The sequence below is a fragment of the Corynebacterium xerosis NBRC 16721 = ATCC 373 genome, from assembly GCF_001552415.1.
In the GTDB taxonomy this organism is placed as follows: domain Bacteria; phylum Actinomycetota; class Actinomycetes; order Mycobacteriales; family Mycobacteriaceae; genus Corynebacterium; species Corynebacterium xerosis.
In genome coordinates, this window is the sequence record NZ_BCRD01000001.1 from 126,939 (window position 1) to 143,981 (window position 17,043).

Here is a 17,043-nt window from a genome sequence, read left to right on the forward strand (position 1 = left end):
AGAGGATCCCCACCTAGGTAGGCACCAATGTCGTTTGGAACGGCCCGGAAACTCAAGTCCGGGCGGTGGCAGGCGCGCTACACGATCCCCGCCGGAACCGACTACCCTCCGGGCCTTCCCCGGCGAGTGAGCGGGCCGCACACGTTCGATACCCGCATGGCCGCCGATGCATGGCTCATCGCGGAAGCCCGCGCGATCCGCGATGGACTGTGGGAGCATCCGGCGGTGCGCGCCGACAGCCGCGAAACGGCCACGATCACCGTGGGCGACTGGATGCGCCGTTGGTTGGACGGCAAGCGCGCCGAAGTCGACGGCGAGCAACTCCGGCAATCGACGTACCAAACCTATGACGCGATCGTGACCAACCGGATCCTCAACATCGACGGGGCGGCGGCGAAACTCCGCACAATCCCCGTGGTATCGCTGACCCCGCCGGACGTGGCCCGCTGGTGGGATGCGATTAACCGGCAATACCCGGCAACCGCGCAACGCAACTGGCAAGCCCTCGGCAAGCTCAGGGAAGCCATGGGGCACGCCGTGGAGCATGGGTTGGTCGATTTTTCCCCGGTCACCGTCAAAGCTCGCAAGCCACGCCCCAAGCGCAAGCGCCTGCCCGAGGACTGGGAACTGTACACGCTGTTGGACGCCATGCCCGAGCAGTACCGCGCGGCAACATGCTTGATGCTGTTCCACGGCATGCGCATCGGGGAAGTGCTGAACCTGAGACGCGCCAACGTCCAGGTATCGCCCGTTGCCCCTCCGTTGCTACCCGAGGTGCACGTGCAAGTGCAGGGCAACGTCCAGCGGCTCCAGATCGACGGCAAAACGACCATGGTCGCCCAAGACCCGAAAACCGATGCGGGGTTCCGCCGGGTGCCCGTCTTTGCCGAGTTCGTGCCCCAGGTCCTCCGCGCCCGAGCGCACGCCGGCACCGCCGAGGATGCACTGCTGACCACGACGGCCACCGGCAAATGCGTCATGGACACCTCGTTTCGGTCCGTGTTCAACCGCGCCCGAGATGCCGCTGGCCTGCCGGACGATCTCCACCCGCACGTGGGCCGCGATTGGCTGACCACCCGACTAGCCGAAAACGGTGCATCGCCCAAGGAAATCGGGGCGATCACGGGTCAAGAGGACGTATCGACGGTGCTCAACACGTACATGCAGGTACGCGCGCAACGCCCCGAGGACATGATGCGCCGCGTAGCCGGAACACTGGATGCCCGGCGCGCCGGGCTGGACACGAACAATGGAAGGTAATCGGCATGGCACGGAAGAAAAGTGAGCGTGCGCCCTATGGGGCGCTGGTTGTAACGAGTGAGGATGGGCACGCGTTGGGGACGCTGACCGTCGTTTCTTGCAGGCAGTACATTGGGCCGCCGCCGCCGAGTTACTGGGTCGATCCCCAGGGGAAGGCTCATGAAGTGGACGAATTCGACCCCCCGGAGTTCGATTCAGATGGTCGCCCCAACTTCCGAGTATTTGACGGGGTTGACCTGTACTTGTATCCCGACGATGGGACTCCTTTGCCCGAGCATCGATCGGGACTCTTGAGACTCAAGGCGAAGTTTGGGGTGGCCGGCGTGAAGCCCCAGGGGATCACTAAGCAGCCTGGCAGGGGGGAGATGGCGGGCGGGTACGTTTCGTTTCCCGATTTCAAGGTGCGGGAAACGGTACTTGCTCCCGTCGTAGAACGGCTAGTTCGCGCCGGGCTTACCCGGATCCCCGTATCCGGTCTCCGTAAGGCGATAAACATGGCCAGTCAATAGCGTGCATGTGTATACTGTCGGCAACATGGTGCCTGCCCGGCGATAACTGTGCCGTACGTGACCGGTTGACCTGAACCGCCACGACCAACACGAAATCAGGGGATGCGAAAGTTTCTAGTCGCCGCGATCCCAGAATGGGATTGCTGTAGTCAAGTCGGATGGGAGTCCGGCTTACTACCCGCGCCCGAATGGGGCGCGGAGAACGGCTAGATCCAATGTCTACCCATGCATTGCCACACAAGTTCTACTCCATCCCGGAGTGGGCCGAGATCGCCGGGGTCAGCGTTGCCACCGTCCGGCGCGAGATCGCCCGGGGCAACCTCCGCGCCGGCAAGATCGGCGGACAGATCCGCATCCCCGCCGATGCCGCCGCAGAATCGGTCCGCTGGATTCCGTCCACCCAGGGCGGTGCGTAATGCGCATTCCCCTGGATATCGTCCCCGTCTTCTTCGATGCGGGCGAGGGGGTGAACACGTACCGGGTGGAGATCCAGCGCACGCCCGGAGACCCCGCAACCGCCGCGCACACCGTCACCCTGCACGGCGGCGACGACACCCCGAGCGTCACCGCCGACCGTGAAACGCTGGTGCACCTGCTGGACCGCATCCGCGCCGCAATCGCCCCGCCGATGCCCACCCGGGGCACCTTCGCCGGATCCATGACGTTCGTGCATGCCGTCGACGTGCCCGAGGTGGACGGCGGCGACCTGGAGGTGCGCCGCATCTCCGCGCCCGAGCGCGCCGACGGTCGCACGTACGAACTCACGTTGTGGCCCGCCGCCAACGATGGCCGTCCGGAAACCACCGTGCAGGCGACGTGGCAGGAACTTGCCGCCGCTGCACATGTGCTGCTGAATGCCGCCCTGGGAGGTGGCAGTGACGATGAGTGAAAAGCGAAACGCCCCGGCGGGAACCAGGGCGAATCAGTGGGAGGTCACCAACGATTCTAGCACCGTTGCCGAAATGGTGGACCGGGAACGCGCCTACCGCGCCGCCGGCAGCGCCCATGCCCGGCGCGATAGCCGATGGGCACCGGAGTTCGACCCGTACAAGGTCACGCCCGGTCCGTTCCCCGAGCAAGCCGCCCTCGGGGCCGTGCTCACCCTGGATGCCGCCGGGCTGGTCGGGGTCTTCCCGTTGCCGATCTTGCGGAAACTGTACGAGATCTACCCCGAGCACAAGGACGCCATTGCCCGAATGGGACGGGGGAACGTCGCGTGAACCGTCGAAAAGTCACCTGCCCCGCCGACGTGAAGAACATCGTCGCCGGCAACCCCCTGCCGGCGGAAGCATCATCGGGCATGGGCGACGATGATTTTTGGACCGCCCGCCCCATCCTCCACCACATCCGCACCGCCGCCCGCGCCTCGCTGACCGGGCCGTGGGCCGTCCTCGGGGTGTGTCTGGTCGACGTGGTTGCCGCAACCCCTCCCGAGGTGCAATTGCCCGGATACGTCGGCGGACCCGCATCCCTGAACCTGTTCGCCGGGCTGGTCGGGCCGCCCGGCAGCGGCAAGGGCGGGGCCACCGCATGCGCCCGGCGCGCCCTGACGATCACCGGCCCGGACGGGCACAACACCCGCGCGCCGCAATTCCCCCTCGGGACCGGTGAGGGGCTGGTGCGGATCTTTGCCGGCGACGGCGGGGACGAAGATGCCCCGCCGCCGGCCCGCGCGGTCATTGACGTGCCCGAGATCGACATGATGGAAGCGCAGAAAGGCCGGCAGGGATCGACGCTTATGCCCGTCCTCCGGCAGGCGTGGATGGGCGAGACCCTCGGGTTCACCAATTCCGAGCGGGCACGCCGTACCGCGCTGGACGCTCACACGTACCGCATGTGCATGATCGCCGGGGTGCAGCCGTTGCGCGCCGGGGTGCTGCTGGATGATGCCGCCGGCGGAACACCCCAACGGTTCATGTGGATGCGCGTCGATGACCCCACCGCCCCGCACCACCAGGAACCGTGGCCCGGCGCGGAAGTGGTGCGCCTGCCCGAGATTCCCCCCGGGGGGCGCGAGATGGGCATGCCCGATGCCGTTGCCCACGCGGTGCGAGCCGCGCGACTGGAGGCATTGCACGGCGGGTTGGAACGGCAGAACATGGACGGGCACGCGCTGTTGGCACGGGAGAAGATCGCCGCCGCCCTTGCGCTGCTGGCGGGCCGAGCAGAGGTCAACGCCGACGATTGGAAGTTGGCCGGCCACGTCATGGCCGTCTCCGATGCCACCCGCGCCGAGGTCCAGCGGATCCGGAACTCCAGCGACCGCCGGAACCGGCGACAGCGCGCCGAACAGCGCGGGCAAGATTCCGAGGTTGCCGCCGATGCCAAACTCCGGGCACGCGCCGATGGGCACGTGCAACGGTGGATTGCGCGCCACGCCGATGGGCAGTGGCACACCTCGGGAGAGGTCACCCAATCCGGCAAGTCTGATATTCGGGAGCATCTGCCCGATGCGATCGCGGCTGCGGTCCGCGCCGGGCGGTTGGAGAGGGGCAAGCACGACGGAAACGCCGTGTATCGAGTGGTGTAGTGCGGTCCTGGCCGTCCTGCCGTCCTGCCGAGGTCAGCAGTGGTTTCGGCGGTCCTAAACGTCGTCCTAATCGTCCTGCACATCGGGAGAATAGGACGAAAAGGACGGCCAAAAGGACCATGAAAACACGTCGTGACCTGCATAGGACCATAGGACCGGCAGGACCGGACACCCAACGGGTACGGCCCCCGATCGGACGTTCACCGCCGGCCCGTACGCGGGCGCGTACACGCGCGCGGAAGCCGAAACCAAACGCACCGAAACCACGGCCCGCGCACGCGCGCGCGATGGGGGACCGGAACATGCGCGGGGAGGGAGACCCGAGCACCCCACGCCCCGGGCCGATGCCAGGGGTTCCCCGCGATCGTAGGCACCCCAGGGGGAGGGGAACCGACCTTGCTGCCCGGGAGCATCCCCACGGCCTTGCAAAAATCCCCCTCCCGTCCGGACCCCACGGGGAGACCCCTCCCCACCCCGTGGAATCGTCCCCCGGATGCCACAGTCGCTCGCGTTGCCTACGGGTCTGGAGATCTCCGGCCCGGGCCGATGCCGGGGTGGGGGAGACCCCTCCGGTGGGCACGGTGCCACCGCCCGAGGGTGTACGCGTCGCCGCTATGCCTGACCGTGGGTTCTCCGCGCTGCCCGCGCGCGCTGCCGGTGCGCGGCCTGTCGGCAGGTATCCGAACAGTAGGCGGCGTCACGTCGTTGCGCGTCGAAGTCCATGCCGCACTGCCGGCAGATCAGCACGTGCCGGGCTTTCTCCGGCGGCAGGTATCGGTGGGCGGACATGGGGCCGATGCTGCGTGCCGCGCCACGTGTCACGACTAGTCACCGCTTACCTTTCGACAGTGCTGCCGATCAGGTAGACTGTCATGGCACAAGGGGGAGCATCGGGGCAGGTGAGGGCATGAATAACCCGTGAATGAAAAAATGTCCGATATGATCCGTTATGACATTCTGTTGGAAGAAATGCGCTCACGAGGATAACTTCTACTCTGTTCAGTCGTTGGGCGACGACCGTCGTGGATGATGCCGAGATCGCATCGCTGGTCCATCACCTCCGCACCGCCGCCGATGCACCCGAGGATGGGGGAATCCGGGGGTTGGCCGCATCGATTGCCGGCGGTGCCAACCTGGAGGGCGCGGCATGTGTCGGGCGCGCACCGCTGTTCGATGCCGACGTGCACGGGGAATCACCCGCCGCCCGTGTGGTTGTGACAGCTTGGTTCGGCCCCGTTGTGACGGCCTGATCTGGCCCCGCGTGCGACTTGCCGGGGTGTTGACGGTCTGAACTGGCCCCACCCCTTCACGCTGGTCCCCATCACTGGGAACCAGTCGCGAGGGCAAGGGAGCCAAGATGGGGTCACGAGTGCAGCTGTACGCCGATATCCGCCACGACGCGCGAGTGGAGGGTTTGTCCATCCGCGAGCTCGCCCGCAAACACGGAGTCCACCGCCGCACCGTCCGCCAGGCACTCGCCGCTGCCGAACCCCCACCCCGCAAGAAACCGGTCCGTACAGCACCGCGCCTGGACCCGTGCAAGCCGGCGATCGACGAGATGCTCACCTATGACCTGACCGCGCCGCGCAAGCAGCGTCATACCGCGACCAGGATTCTGGCCCGGCTGCGCGACGAGCACGGCGCCACCGACCTGTCCTACTCCACGGTGAGGGACTACGTGCGGGTCCGGCGCGCGCAGATCGATCTGGAGGCCGGGCGCCGGGTGGAGGCGATGGTGCCGCAGGACCACGCGCCCGGCGCGGAGGCTGAGGTCGACTTCGGCGAGGTCTACGTGATCCTGGACGGCGTCAAGACCAAGTGCCACATGTTCGTCTACCGCCTGTCGCACTCTGGCAAAGCGATTCACCGCGTCTACCCGACCGGCGGGCAGGAGGCCTTCCTCGAGGGACACATCGAGGCCTTCCACGCCCTGGGCGGCATCCCCACCCGCCACATCCGCTACGACAACCTCACCTCCGCCGTCGTCCAGGTCATCCACGGCGGCGACCGGCTACGCGACGAGAACGAACGCTGGGTGCTGTTCCGCTCCCACTACGGCTTCGACGCGTTCTACTGCCAGCCCGGCATCGACGGCGCCCACGAGAAAGGCGGCGTCGAGGGCGAGGTCGGATGGTTCCGCCGCAACCACCTCACCCCCATGCCCGAAGTCGCCACCCTGGACGAACTCAACGACAAGATCCGCGCCTGGGAAGTCGACGACAACACCCGCCGCATCACCGGCCACGCCAACACGATCGGGCAGGACCACCACGCCGAGCTGCCCCACCTGGCACCGTTGCCGGCCGACGACTTCGACCCCGGCCTGATCCTCCACCCCCGCGTCGACCGCTCCGCCCTGATCACCGTCCGCATGGTCAAGTACTCCGTCCCCGCGCACCTCATCGGCCAACGCGTCCGCGTGTCCCTGCGGGCCTCGTGCGTGGTCGTGTTCGAGGGCCGCACCGTCCTCGCCACCCACCCTCGCCTCGGCACCCGTGGCGTGACCCGGGTCGAGCTGGACCACTACCTCGAAGTCCTACGCCACAAGCCCGGCGCGTTCCCCGGCTCCACCGCCCTCGCGCAGGCCCGCGCCGCCGGAGCATTCACCGCAGCCCACGACGCGTTCTGGGCCGCCGCCCGCAAGACCAGCGGCGACGTCGCCGGCACCCAAGCGTTGATCGACGTGCTCCTGCTCCACCGATCCCTCCCCGCCGACGCCGTGCTCGCCGGCATCACCTCAGCCCTGTCGGTCGGCGCGATCAGCCCCGACGTCGTCGCCGTCGAAGCCCGCCGCCACGCCACCGGCCACACACCCACCCCAGCCACCCCGACCAGGGGCGGGACAGTCGTGAACCTGCCACCACGACGCCCCACCGACCCACACCAGGCCATCGCGCACCTACCCGAAGACACCCGACCCCTGCCCACCGTCACCGCCTACGACGAACTCCTTCGCCGCCGTCAACCCGACCCCGCCCCGGCCAGCGCCGAGGTCCACCATCACACCCAGACAGGAACCCCATGACCACCAGCACCAGCAACCGCCAGGGCGGTCTTCGCCGCCGTCACAGCCTCACCGAACAAGCCGCCCAAGCCGCGATCGACCAGGCCTGCCGCCGGCTCCGGCTGCCCACGATCCGCGCCGTGATCGATGACGCCGTAGCGGCCGCCACGAAGGAACAACTCACCTACCAAGGCTTCCTCGCCGAACTCCTGCTCGCCGAGGTCGACGACCGCGACCGCCGCTCCACCCTGCGCCGCATCAAGAGCGCCGGCTTCCCCCGCGAGAAATGGCTCGCCGACTTCGACTTCACCGCAAACCCCAACATCAACCCCGCCACCATCAACGAGCTCGCCACCGGCGACTGGATCCGCCGCGGCGACCCCCTGTGCCTGATCGGGGACTCCGGCACCGGCAAATCCCACCTGCTCATCGCGCTCGGCACCGCCGCCGCCGAACAGGGCTACCGCGTCCGCTACACCCTCGCCACCCGGCTCGTGAACGAACTCGTCGAAGCAGCCGACGAGAAACAACTCACCAAGACCATCAACCGCTACGGACGCGTCGACCTCCTCGTTATTGACGAGCTCGGTTACATGGAACTCGACCGGCGAGGCGCCGAACTGCTGTTCCAGGTCCTCACCGAACGCGAGGAGAAGAACGCCATCGCGATCGCGTCCAACCAGTCCTTCTCCGCCTGGACCGACACCTTCACCGACCCCCGCCTGTGCGCAGCGATCGTCGACCGCCTCACCTACAACGCCACCATCATCGAAACCGGCACCAACTCCTACCGCCTCGCCCACACCCGCGCCCGCCACCACACCCCCACCACAGGCGCGTGACATTGATCATCTGCCGAATACAGGAACTTGGTTCCTCTACTGGTCTTCACGCCGGTGTGCTTAGGTATTGCCATGCGAGTGAACCGAGTCGTTCCAAACCTGACTGTTACTGACCTGGCCAAGGCCACAGAAGAGCATGCAGCGGTCTTGGGCCTGAGACCTGTGATGGATCACGGATGGATCGTCACGTTGGCAGACGATGACGGCCACCAGCTCAGCGTGATGACGCGAGACGCTTCCGGTCCCGTGAACCCCGATGTCTCAGTCTTCGTCGATGACGTGCACGAGGCTCTTGAGCGCGCCCGCCGCGCCGGCCTCGAAATCGTGCACCCACTCACCGAAGAGCCATGGGGTGTGACCCGCTTCTTCTACCGGGCCACCGATGGCCGGGTCGTCAACGTGGGCATGCACACCAAGACGACCTGATCTGCCGCGATCCTCGAAGTGTCTGACATGACCGATTGGCCGATGTACGCCGGTTGGGCGGCCTCGCGGTCAAGTCCCGTCTGCGGTGAAAATCGCTGGCGTCGGGATCAGACCCACGCAACCATCTACGGGATGAGGATCGAGACACCCACAGCGGAACTTCTCCACCAAGCCGCCGAGATGCCCACCATGCCCGCGGTCGGGATGACACCGGACCAGATCCAGACCGAGATCGCTGCCGGCCGCCTGCAGCCACACTGGTCGCAGGTCGCCCTCGACGATGACGGCAACATCATCGGCCGGGCCCTGTGGTGGGGACGAGACGAGCACAAGCCGATCGCGCTCGACGTGTGGGATGCTGTCGCGGGCCACGACTCGCCAGAGGCGATCCTCAGCGCACTGTTGGAACGAGGCCACGCCGCCTTGGAAGCTCACGGCACCCGGACCCCGCTGCCGCACACCATGCGTGTCCCCGTCACGTGGCGCGACAACACCGCCGTAGCGCACGACGTCCACGCGAAGATCGCGGCAGCCGCCGCTGCTGGCCTGAGGCAGCACAACGAGCGACGCCAGTTCCAATGGGACCAGGGCAGCCCGATGCAAGAACCCGGCCCGCGACTGCGGTTCGAGCAGGCAGACGACAGCACGTTCATCGACCTCATCGCCCGCGCCGCCCACGGCCCGCTCGACGTCACGACGCGACGCGAGCTGGCCACCACCGACACACTGAGCCTGGCTCGCGACGAGGTGGACTACTACCGTTCCTGCCCCGGCGACCGCGACTGGTGGCGCGTCGCGTACGACCAGCAGGGCACCATCAATGGCATCGCGATCCCTTCGGCGACACCCACGAATCGCAACGTCGGCTACCTCGCGGTCCTGCCCGAGTACCGCGGTCACGGATACGTCGATGACCTCCTGGCGTTCATCACCGCCTTCCACGCCACAGCCGGGGCACCACGAATCACCGCAACCACCGACGCCGTGAACACACCCATGGCAGCAGCGTTCACGCGAGCCGGCTACCGATGCACGGAGACACGCATCGACCTCGAGCCCTGACCCACCACGCTGCCCATGGAAGCCATCGCTCAACGCACCGGACTCGGCACCTCCAGCACCCTGCGCCGTCACTTCAACCAGACCCTCGAAACCACACCAAGCGCCTACCGACAGACCTTCAGAACGAGCTGATTGAACGCGCTGTAATGCCGCTGGTGACGCGAAGGTGGGTCCATTTCTGGCCGTCATCCAGGGGCCAAGTGGGGTTGACATAGCCACCCGTGCCGCCCGCCATGACCGAGCACGCCGCATATGCCGGCGTTGCCCCGTGCAAAACGGATGCCGCGATGCCGCCGACGCGATGCCGCACGAGTTGTTGGCCGGCATGTGGGCGGGCACCGTGTGGGGCGTGCCCGTTGAGCATCGCTGGCGGATCTGGCGGAAATGGATGGGTGCCGTGGCCCCCCGCCTGAAATCTTGGACGGGTGCCGGAGCTGACTCCCCGCATCGTGTGGTGTCAGGTTCTCTCTCTCCGCCGCACCGGGGGCGTCCCCGCCCCGGGGCCGTGGAGCGGGGCCGCGCGGGAGGTCGCCCGGGATCTGTACGGGTTCCAAGGAAAGAGGTGTCCCGGCGGCTCAACCAATCGGGGGGTGATGGGAGCCTGCCGGGACGTGGCCGCATGGGGGATGCGGCCACGTCGAAGTGTGGCACAAGAACGACTGTCCCGCCTGTCGAGCGGCGCACCGGCAAAACCCCTGTTCGCATTTGGCCGTAGCGTCGTTGGAAGTGCATCGCCCATGGTCAAGTGCCCCTCGGTCGCTTAGGGAGCCACGAGGGGGAGGGCTCCCCCGCCCCCGGTCGTCCATCCCTCTTGCCGGTGTAGGGATTTACGTAGACCGTGGCACAGAACGTGGCGGTCCCGACCTCGGGATGATTCGGGTGTGGGTGATATGGCTGGTGGTCTGCCCGATCGCGGGGAATGTCCCGAGCGCGTGAATGCGATGGAGATCCCGCGTGGCATCGACAGTGGGCACACTAGCGGGCATATGCGCCGCAATGCGCGATGTAAGTGCAGGTCAAAAGCCATTGAGGTGGATTCCCGGCGGCTCCACGCGGAACCCGCTCATCGGAAACGGTGGGCGGGTTCTTTCATGTCCGGTGGGGCGGATGCGCGTTCTGCTTTGCGACGCCGCCCGCGCCCCACCGCTTCGGCCCGCTACCCGAAGTCCGCCGCGTCCGTGCCGGGGCGGCCGCCCTCGTCGGCGAGGTCGAGAATGTCGTTGCGGCCGAGCATGTCGAAGACGAAATCGATGGCGGATGGCCGGTAGGGGATGAATTCGCCGGCGTCCCGCAACGCGTGGATCTCGGCGCGGGTGGCCCAGCGGACCTCGGCGACTTCGTCGTTGGGGATCGCCAGCGCGCCCAGGTCGATGGGCGCGAGATCGGTGGCGCGCAGCAGGTAAAAGTCGTCGAAGCCGTGGCGGAAGTTGAAGGTGAAGCTTGGGCGCGTGCCGGTCAGGTCGATGCGCAGGCCCAACTCCTCGAGCACCTCGCGTTCGGCGCCGCGAGCGCTGGATTCGCCCGCGGTGACGCTGCCGCCGACGGTCACGTCCCACATTCCCGGCCAGCCGGCCTTGTCGTCGGTGCGCCGCTGGATCAGCATGCGGACTTCATCTCCCGAGTCCGCGACCGAACCTGTCCCCGCGACCGAACCCGAGCCCGGGTTCAAGCCCGCAGCCGAACCTGGGCCCACACCAGCGGAGCCGCAGTCGAAAATGCACACGTGGACGACCATGTGCAGCTCACCGGGGCGGAACTCGTCCCCGCGCGCCATGGTCGTGCCGGTGGGGATGCGGTCCGCGTCGTACATCGACCACACTTCGCGGCTCGAGTCGTCCGCGGCGTTCGGGTTCGCTTGCGCTTCCTTCATGCTTCACGACGATACGGCCCCCACCTTCCGACGAGATCGCGATTGACGCCCTGGATCGTGATTTCGTGGGAACTGGTGGGGTGCACATCCGACGAGATCGCGATTGAGCGCCTGGATAGTGATCTCGTGGGATCGGCGGGGCGAGAACCGGCGAGGTGGGGGTGATGGGTCCCGGCGGGCGTCGCAAAGCAAAAAACCGGCCCGCCCCCACGCAGGGAGCGGGCCGGAAAACCCTGGATCAGCGGACGACCCGTGCGCACCTATCGCGCAAGCCTCGCGGACTAGCCGCGGTACGCGTTGGCGACCTGGGTCGCGACGACGCGGGAACCCTCGTGGGTGAGGTGGTTGGGCATGTTGTAGTTCGCGACATCGGAGTCCAGGAACGCGGAGACGTGGCGCTCGCCGTCCGGGCCGCACATCGCGGCGTCGACGTTGGAGACGTCCTTCATGTTGATGAACGTCGAGCCCGTGGCCTGGGCGACGCCGAACTGGCGGGCCTGCAGGTTCTCCTCGAGGACGCGCACCGGGGCGGCGGGCACGCGCGGGGCGTTGCCGAAGACGTTGGCGGGGCACATGTAGTTCTCGCCGTCGCGCGAGGCGATCTCGGGCAGGCCGATGACCATGACGCGGGCGTTGGGGGCGTGCTCCTTCAGGCGGTTGATGGAGGCGGTGACCGACTGGTGGAACATGTCGTTCTGCACCTCGTTGGGGGCCCAGAACGCCTGCATGGCGTCGTTGGCGCCGATGGCGACGGTGATCAGCTGGGTGTTGACGTTGACGTGGCCGTTCTGGATGGCGGTCTCGACGTAGCCGGCCAGGGTCTTCGGGGTGGTGGGGACGTAGGCGACGGTGCCGTTGCAGGTGTAGTCGTGCAGCTGCATGCCCAGCTGGTGGGCGACGTTGTGGCCTACGTTGGTGGTGGACACCGGGCAGACGGCGCCGGGGCGGCCGGTGCCGTTGGCCTCGTCGGTGGCGCCGGGGTTGGCCACGAAGGAGTCGCCGAAGGCCACGTACTCGCCGTTGGGGTTGGCCGTGGCGGTGTTGCCCGCGATGAGGGCGCCGCCGGCGGTGAGCACGGCTGCGGTGGTGGCCAGGATGCGGCGGGTCGTGGTCGACTTCATGCGGGTCCTCTTCGTTCGTTTCCTGCGGGCGTCCGGGGCGTGGCGCCTAATGCTTGACGACGCCGATGCGGGCCCTCCGGAGCGAACCGTGGCGTTACGGCGTCGTTATCTTGGCGTTATCAAACCCGTTTTGTCGGGTGAAGTCAACTCCTGGAAGCGCCGTTGTGCATCAACCGTGCATGATTGCGGCGACGTGCCCGGGGAGGGTGAGGCAGGTGGGGGTGGAGTGACCGATGGTCACGCCAGAAACGTCGACCGCAGCGCGGCGACGACGCCATCGGCCAGCCCCTCTCCCGACCGCAGCTCGATGTCGTCCTCGGCGAAGGGGCCCCGCTCGGCGAGCTCGGCGTCGGTGGGGCGCGGCTGGATCAGGGTCAGCGACGGGCCGTCGTCAAGCACTCCCGTGATCAGCCGGGCCTGCCGCGCGGCGCCCGACCCCGCCGACGCGCGGATCTCCTCGAGGCTGAGCCCCTCGACGGACTCGGCGTCCTCCGGCGCGACGATGAGGATCTCCTGCGACAGCACCGCGCCGATGACGCCCTCCGGCCAGGTGGTGCGGGCGATGAAATCGGACAGCTCCGGCGAGCCGCCGTCGATGCCCTCCGGCAGCTCCTCCTGGACGACGACGGTCAGCGGCGACTCGTCGAGCAGATCCGGGTCGAGTGCGTCGGCGACCAGCTCGGTCGGGACCAGGGCGAACAGCGTCGGCGGGGCGTCCCAGCCTTCGGCGTGGACGAAATCGACGGCCTCGCGGGTGGCGCGGTTGAGGGCCTGCGGGGTCAGTGCGCGATTGTCGGGCATGGGTGGCGCCTTTCTGGTTGCGGGGGGGGGCGGGGATTGCGGGATGGTGAGTGCGGGGCGGGGATTGCGAGGGGTCGGCCGGGGTCGCGGCGACGCCGAAGGGTACGCCCCGAAAGTCCGCGGCGGGCCGAAAGCTTGGCGGCCCTCGGCGAACAAGCCGGATACCGGGTTTGCCCCCAGGGGTTTTTCAATAGAGTAGGGGACGACCGCACAACCCGTAACGACTAGGAGACCCCTTGTCCACCAGCCCGACCAGACTGGGACGCACGGGCATGCCGAAACCGGGGTGGCTCGCCACCACGGTGATGATCCTCGCGATCCTTGCTTTGCTCGTTCCCGTCCTCGTCAACGTTTACGTCGATTTCCAATGGTTCGGGGAGGTGGGCTTCCGCGGCGTCTTCGCCAAGACGTGGGTGACCAGGGTCATCCTGTTCTTCCTCATCGGGGCGATCGTCGGCGCGATCGTGTTCCTGTCGATGTGGCTGGCCTGGCGCCACCGTCCCGATGACCCGGGGCCGCTCGACCCGCAGAGCCCGCAGGCGATCTACCGCCGCATGGTCGAGTCCGGCGTCAAGCCGGTGCTCATCGGCGTGCCGCTGGTGTTCGGCCTGTTCGCCGGCCTCGTCGGCCAGGCCGGGTGGCGCACCGTGCAGCTGTTCCTCAACGGCGAGGAATTCGGCCAGACCGACCCGCAGTTCCAGAAGGACCTCGGGTTCTACGCCTTCGATCTGCCGTTCTGGCGGTTCCTGGTGGACACCGCCGTGCTGGCGATCATCGTGGCGTTTCTGCTGTCGCTGCTGACGCACTACCTGCTCGGCGGCATCCGCGCGGGCAACCCGACCACGGGCGAGAAGACCCGCGTCTCCGGGGCCGCGCGCGCCCAGCTGGCCTCGTGGGCCGGCGTGTTCATGCTGCTCAAGGCAGTGGCCTACTGGCTGGACCGCTACGACATGCTGGGCAACCGCCAGCAGACCTTCACCGGCGGTTCCTACACCGACATCAACGCGCTGCTGCCCGCCAAGATCGTGCTGCTGGTCATCTCCCTGGTCGTGGCCGCGGCGTTCTTCGCGTCGATCTTCCTGCGCAACCTGGCCATCCCGGCCATGGCGACGGTGCTCATGCTGGTCTCCGCGGGCATCATCGGCGTGGCCTGGCCGCTGGTCGTCGAGCAGTTCTCCGTGTCGCCGAACCGCGCCGCCAAGGAGCGGGAGTACATCGCCCGCAACATCGAGTCCACGCGCTACCACTACGGTCTGACCGACGACAAGGTCAGCGTCGAGCGCAACTGGGGCGTTCCGGGCGAGGAAGAAGAAGACGAGGCCTCCCAGGAGGAGGGCGCCGAGTCCATCGCTCAGGACACCAACACGCTGGCGAACATCCGCATCCTCGACCCCGAGGTGCTGTCGCCGACGTTCACGCAGCAGCGCCAGCTGAAGAACTTCTACGGTTTCCCGGAGTCGCTGTCCATCGACCGCTACGAGGTCGACGGCCAGATGCGCGACTTCGTCGTCGCCGCCCGCGAGATGAACCCGCAGACCCTGCAGGGCAACCAGCAGGACTGGATCAACCGCCACACCGTGTACACCCACGGCAACGGCTTCGTCGCCGCCCCGGCCAACCGGGTCGACGAGGTTGCGGCGGAGGCCGGCTCGGCGCGCGGCGGTTACCCGCTGTACACCGTGGCCGACCTGTTCGAGTCCGAGGACCCGAACGGCATGAACCTGGAGCTGGAGCAGCCGCGCATCTACTACGGCCCGGTGATCGCCAACTCCGACGCGGACTACGCGATCGTCGGCGGTTCCGGCGACGGCACCGACTTCGAGTACGACGCCGACGGCCGCAACTTCACCTATGACGGTTCCGGCGGCGTCGGCGTGGGCAACATCTTCGAGCGCCTGATGTTCGCGACCCGCTACCAGGAGGTCAACATCCTCCTGTCGGATCGCGTCGGCCCCGAATCGAAGATCATCTACGAGCGCGATCCCCGCGAGCGCGTGCAGAAGGTCGCCCCGTGGCTGACCACGGACACCCGTACCTACCCGGCGGTCATCGACGGCCGGATCAAGTGGATCGTCGACGGCTACACCACCCTGGCGTCGATGCCGTACTCGGAGCGCACCAGCCTCCAGGAGGCGACGCAGGATTCGCTGAACCCGGACGGCACGTCGCGCCCGCTGCCCAACAGCGAGGTCAGCTACATCCGCAACTCCGTCAAGGCCACGGTCGATGCCTACGACGGCACCGTGGAGCTCTACGAGTACGACGAGAATGACCCGGTGCTCAAGGCATGGCGCGGGGTGTTCCCGGACGTGATCAAGCCGAAGTCGGAGATCTCCGACGCGCTGCAGGATCACCTGCGCTACCCCGAGGACCTGTTCAAGGTCCAGCGTGAGCTGATGGCCCGCTACCACGTGTCCGACCCGGGCATCTTCTTCACCAACGACGCGTTCTGGTCGGTGCCGAACGACCCGACGGCGCCGGAGGACCAGGGCCTGTCGCAGCCGCCGTACTACGTCGTCGCGGCCGACCCGGAGACCGGCGAGTCCAGCTTCCAGCTGATCTCCGCCTTCCGTGGCCTGGAGCGCGAGTTCCTCTCGGCGCACATGACGGTGTCGTCCGATCCGGAGACCTACGGCCGCATCACCATCCGCGCGCTGCCGACGAACACCCAGACGATGGGCCCGAAGCAGGCGCAGGACACGATGATGTCCGCCGACGAGGTCGCCCAGGACCGAACGCTGCTGGAGGGCACCAACGTGGTGACCAACGGCAACCTGCTGACCCTGCCGGTCGGTGACGGCGAGATCCTCTACGTCGAGCCCGTGTACACGCAGCGCCAGGGCCAGGAGACGGCGTTCCCGAAGCTCCTGCGCATCCTGGTGTCCTACCGCGGCGAGGTCGGCTACGCGCCGACCGTGTCGGAGGCGCTGCGCCAGGTCGGCATCGATTCCACCGACGTCGCCCGCGTGCGCGGCGAGGAGGATGCCATGCCGGACGATGAGGGCGAAGGCACCGATGGTGCGGGCGAGACCCAGGAGGGCACCACGGAGGCCCGTCCCGAGTCCGATCGCCAGGTCGACGTCGCCGCCCGCGACGAGGCCGCCGGCCGGATCTCCACGATCCTCGAGCGCCTGAAGTCCGCCCAGGAAAGCGGCGACTTCGCCGCGCAGGGCCAGGCTCTGGCGGATCTGGACAAGGCCGTCGCCGATTATCAGAAGGCCAACGGCCAGTAACCGCTGCGGATTGCTTGGCGACGAACCGGGCCGCACCGAGGAGGGGAGACCTTCCGGGTGCGGCCCGGTTTCCCGTTGGGGCGCCTTCCCATGCGGACGTCGGCCGTCGTAAAGCGCATGCACCGCGCTGACCAGGGGATTGGCCAAGAGTTGAGGCTCGGTGCTAGTGTTACGTCTCGTTGGTCAGCGAGAGATTCTCTCGAAAGATCAGCGCCCGCTGCAAGCGGCGTGATTATGGAATCAGTTGGTTCCGTGTTACGGTGTGCAAGCAGTCGACGCGGGGTGGAGCAGCTCGGTAGCTCGCTGGGCTCATAACCCAGAGGTCGTAGGTTCGAATCCTGCCCCCGCTACCACGTGAACGAAGGCCCTCGGCATTGTGCCGGGG

At 67.5% G+C, this 17,043-nt stretch carries 14 protein-coding genes and 1 tRNA gene; 12 read left to right on the forward strand and 3 right to left on the reverse strand.

Annotated features, from left to right (window positions below):
* Positions 1 to 27: 27 nt before the first annotated feature.
* The 10 genes from CX1_RS00630 (at position 28) to CX1_RS12905 (ending at position 10,348) form a co-directional block, all read left to right on the forward strand.
* On the forward strand, positions 28 to 1,260 hold the full coding sequence (locus tag CX1_RS00630) for a tyrosine-type recombinase/integrase (protein ID WP_046651459.1): 1,233 nt from the start codon (positions 28 to 30) through the stop codon (positions 1,258 to 1,260).
* Between the two features lie 724 nt (positions 1,261 to 1,984).
* Complete coding sequence (locus tag CX1_RS00635; RefSeq protein WP_046651460.1) at positions 1,985 to 2,185, forward strand: helix-turn-helix domain-containing protein; 201 nt, start codon at positions 1,985 to 1,987, stop codon at positions 2,183 to 2,185.
* Entirely contained in the window at positions 2,185 to 2,658 is a 474-nt protein-coding gene (locus CX1_RS00640) for a hypothetical protein (protein WP_046651461.1), read from the forward strand. The genes CX1_RS00635 and CX1_RS00640 overlap by 1 nt, the downstream gene beginning before the upstream one ends.
* Positions 2,651 to 2,989 carry a hypothetical protein gene (locus CX1_RS00645; protein WP_146780804.1) on the forward strand — a complete coding sequence of 113 codons (339 nt, stop codon included), beginning with the start codon at positions 2,651 to 2,653 and terminating at the stop codon, positions 2,987 to 2,989. The genes CX1_RS00640 and CX1_RS00645 overlap by 8 nt, the downstream gene beginning before the upstream one ends.
* Positions 2,990 to 3,018: 29 nt before the next feature.
* Positions 3,019 to 4,299 carry a hypothetical protein gene (locus CX1_RS00650; RefSeq protein WP_052753359.1) on the forward strand — a complete coding sequence of 427 codons (1,281 nt, stop codon included), beginning with the start codon at positions 3,019 to 3,021 and terminating at the stop codon, positions 4,297 to 4,299.
* 1,357 nt (positions 4,300 to 5,656) lie between these two features.
* The gene (gene istA / locus CX1_RS00655) at positions 5,657 to 7,324 is read left to right on the forward strand and encodes an IS21 family transposase (RefSeq protein ID WP_046651463.1); all 1,668 of its coding nucleotides are present in this window, start codon (positions 5,657 to 5,659) and stop codon (positions 7,322 to 7,324) included.
* Complete coding sequence (gene istB, locus CX1_RS00660) at positions 7,321 to 8,145, forward strand: IS21-like element helper ATPase IstB (RefSeq protein ID WP_046651464.1); 825 nt, start codon at positions 7,321 to 7,323, stop codon at positions 8,143 to 8,145. The genes istA and istB overlap by 4 nt, the downstream gene beginning before the upstream one ends.
* 72 nt (positions 8,146 to 8,217) lie before the next feature.
* On the forward strand, positions 8,218 to 8,571 hold the full coding sequence (locus CX1_RS00665) for a VOC family protein (protein WP_046651482.1): 354 nt from the start codon (positions 8,218 to 8,220) through the stop codon (positions 8,569 to 8,571).
* Positions 8,572 to 8,598: 27 nt separating this feature from the next.
* Positions 8,599 to 9,633, forward strand: a complete 1,035-nt coding sequence (locus tag CX1_RS00670; protein WP_217994752.1) for a GNAT family N-acetyltransferase — start codon at positions 8,599 to 8,601, stop codon at positions 9,631 to 9,633.
* 166 nt (positions 9,634 to 9,799) lie between these two features.
* Complete coding sequence (locus CX1_RS12905; protein WP_082718951.1) at positions 9,800 to 10,348, forward strand: WhiB family transcriptional regulator; 549 nt, start codon at positions 9,800 to 9,802, stop codon at positions 10,346 to 10,348.
* Between the two features lie 441 nt (positions 10,349 to 10,789).
* Here CX1_RS12905 and CX1_RS00675 read toward each other — a convergent pair whose 3' ends face one another.
* From CX1_RS00675 to CX1_RS00685, 3 genes are all read right to left on the reverse strand, one after another.
* Complete coding sequence (locus CX1_RS00675; protein ID WP_052753361.1) at positions 10,790 to 11,503, reverse strand: NUDIX hydrolase; 714 nt, start codon at positions 11,501 to 11,503, stop codon at positions 10,790 to 10,792.
* 281 nt (positions 11,504 to 11,784) lie between these two features.
* A complete protein-coding gene (locus tag CX1_RS00680) occupies positions 11,785 to 12,624 on the reverse strand; it encodes a GDSL-type esterase/lipase family protein (RefSeq protein ID WP_046651466.1) in 840 nt (279 codons plus the stop codon).
* 237 nt (positions 12,625 to 12,861) lie between these two features.
* On the reverse strand, positions 12,862 to 13,425 hold the full coding sequence (locus CX1_RS00685; RefSeq protein WP_046651467.1) for a PPA1309 family protein: 564 nt from the start codon (positions 13,423 to 13,425) through the stop codon (positions 12,862 to 12,864).
* Positions 13,426 to 13,697: 272 nt separating this feature from the next.
* On the opposite strand from CX1_RS00685, the gene CX1_RS00690 reads away from it, so the two are divergent.
* Complete coding sequence (locus tag CX1_RS00690) at positions 13,698 to 16,658, forward strand: UPF0182 family protein (protein ID WP_174520137.1); 2,961 nt, start codon at positions 13,698 to 13,700, stop codon at positions 16,656 to 16,658.
* 276 nt (positions 16,659 to 16,934) lie between these two features.
* Positions 16,935 to 17,011 (forward strand) — tRNA-Met (locus CX1_RS00695).
* Positions 17,012 to 17,043 lie beyond the last annotated feature (32 nt).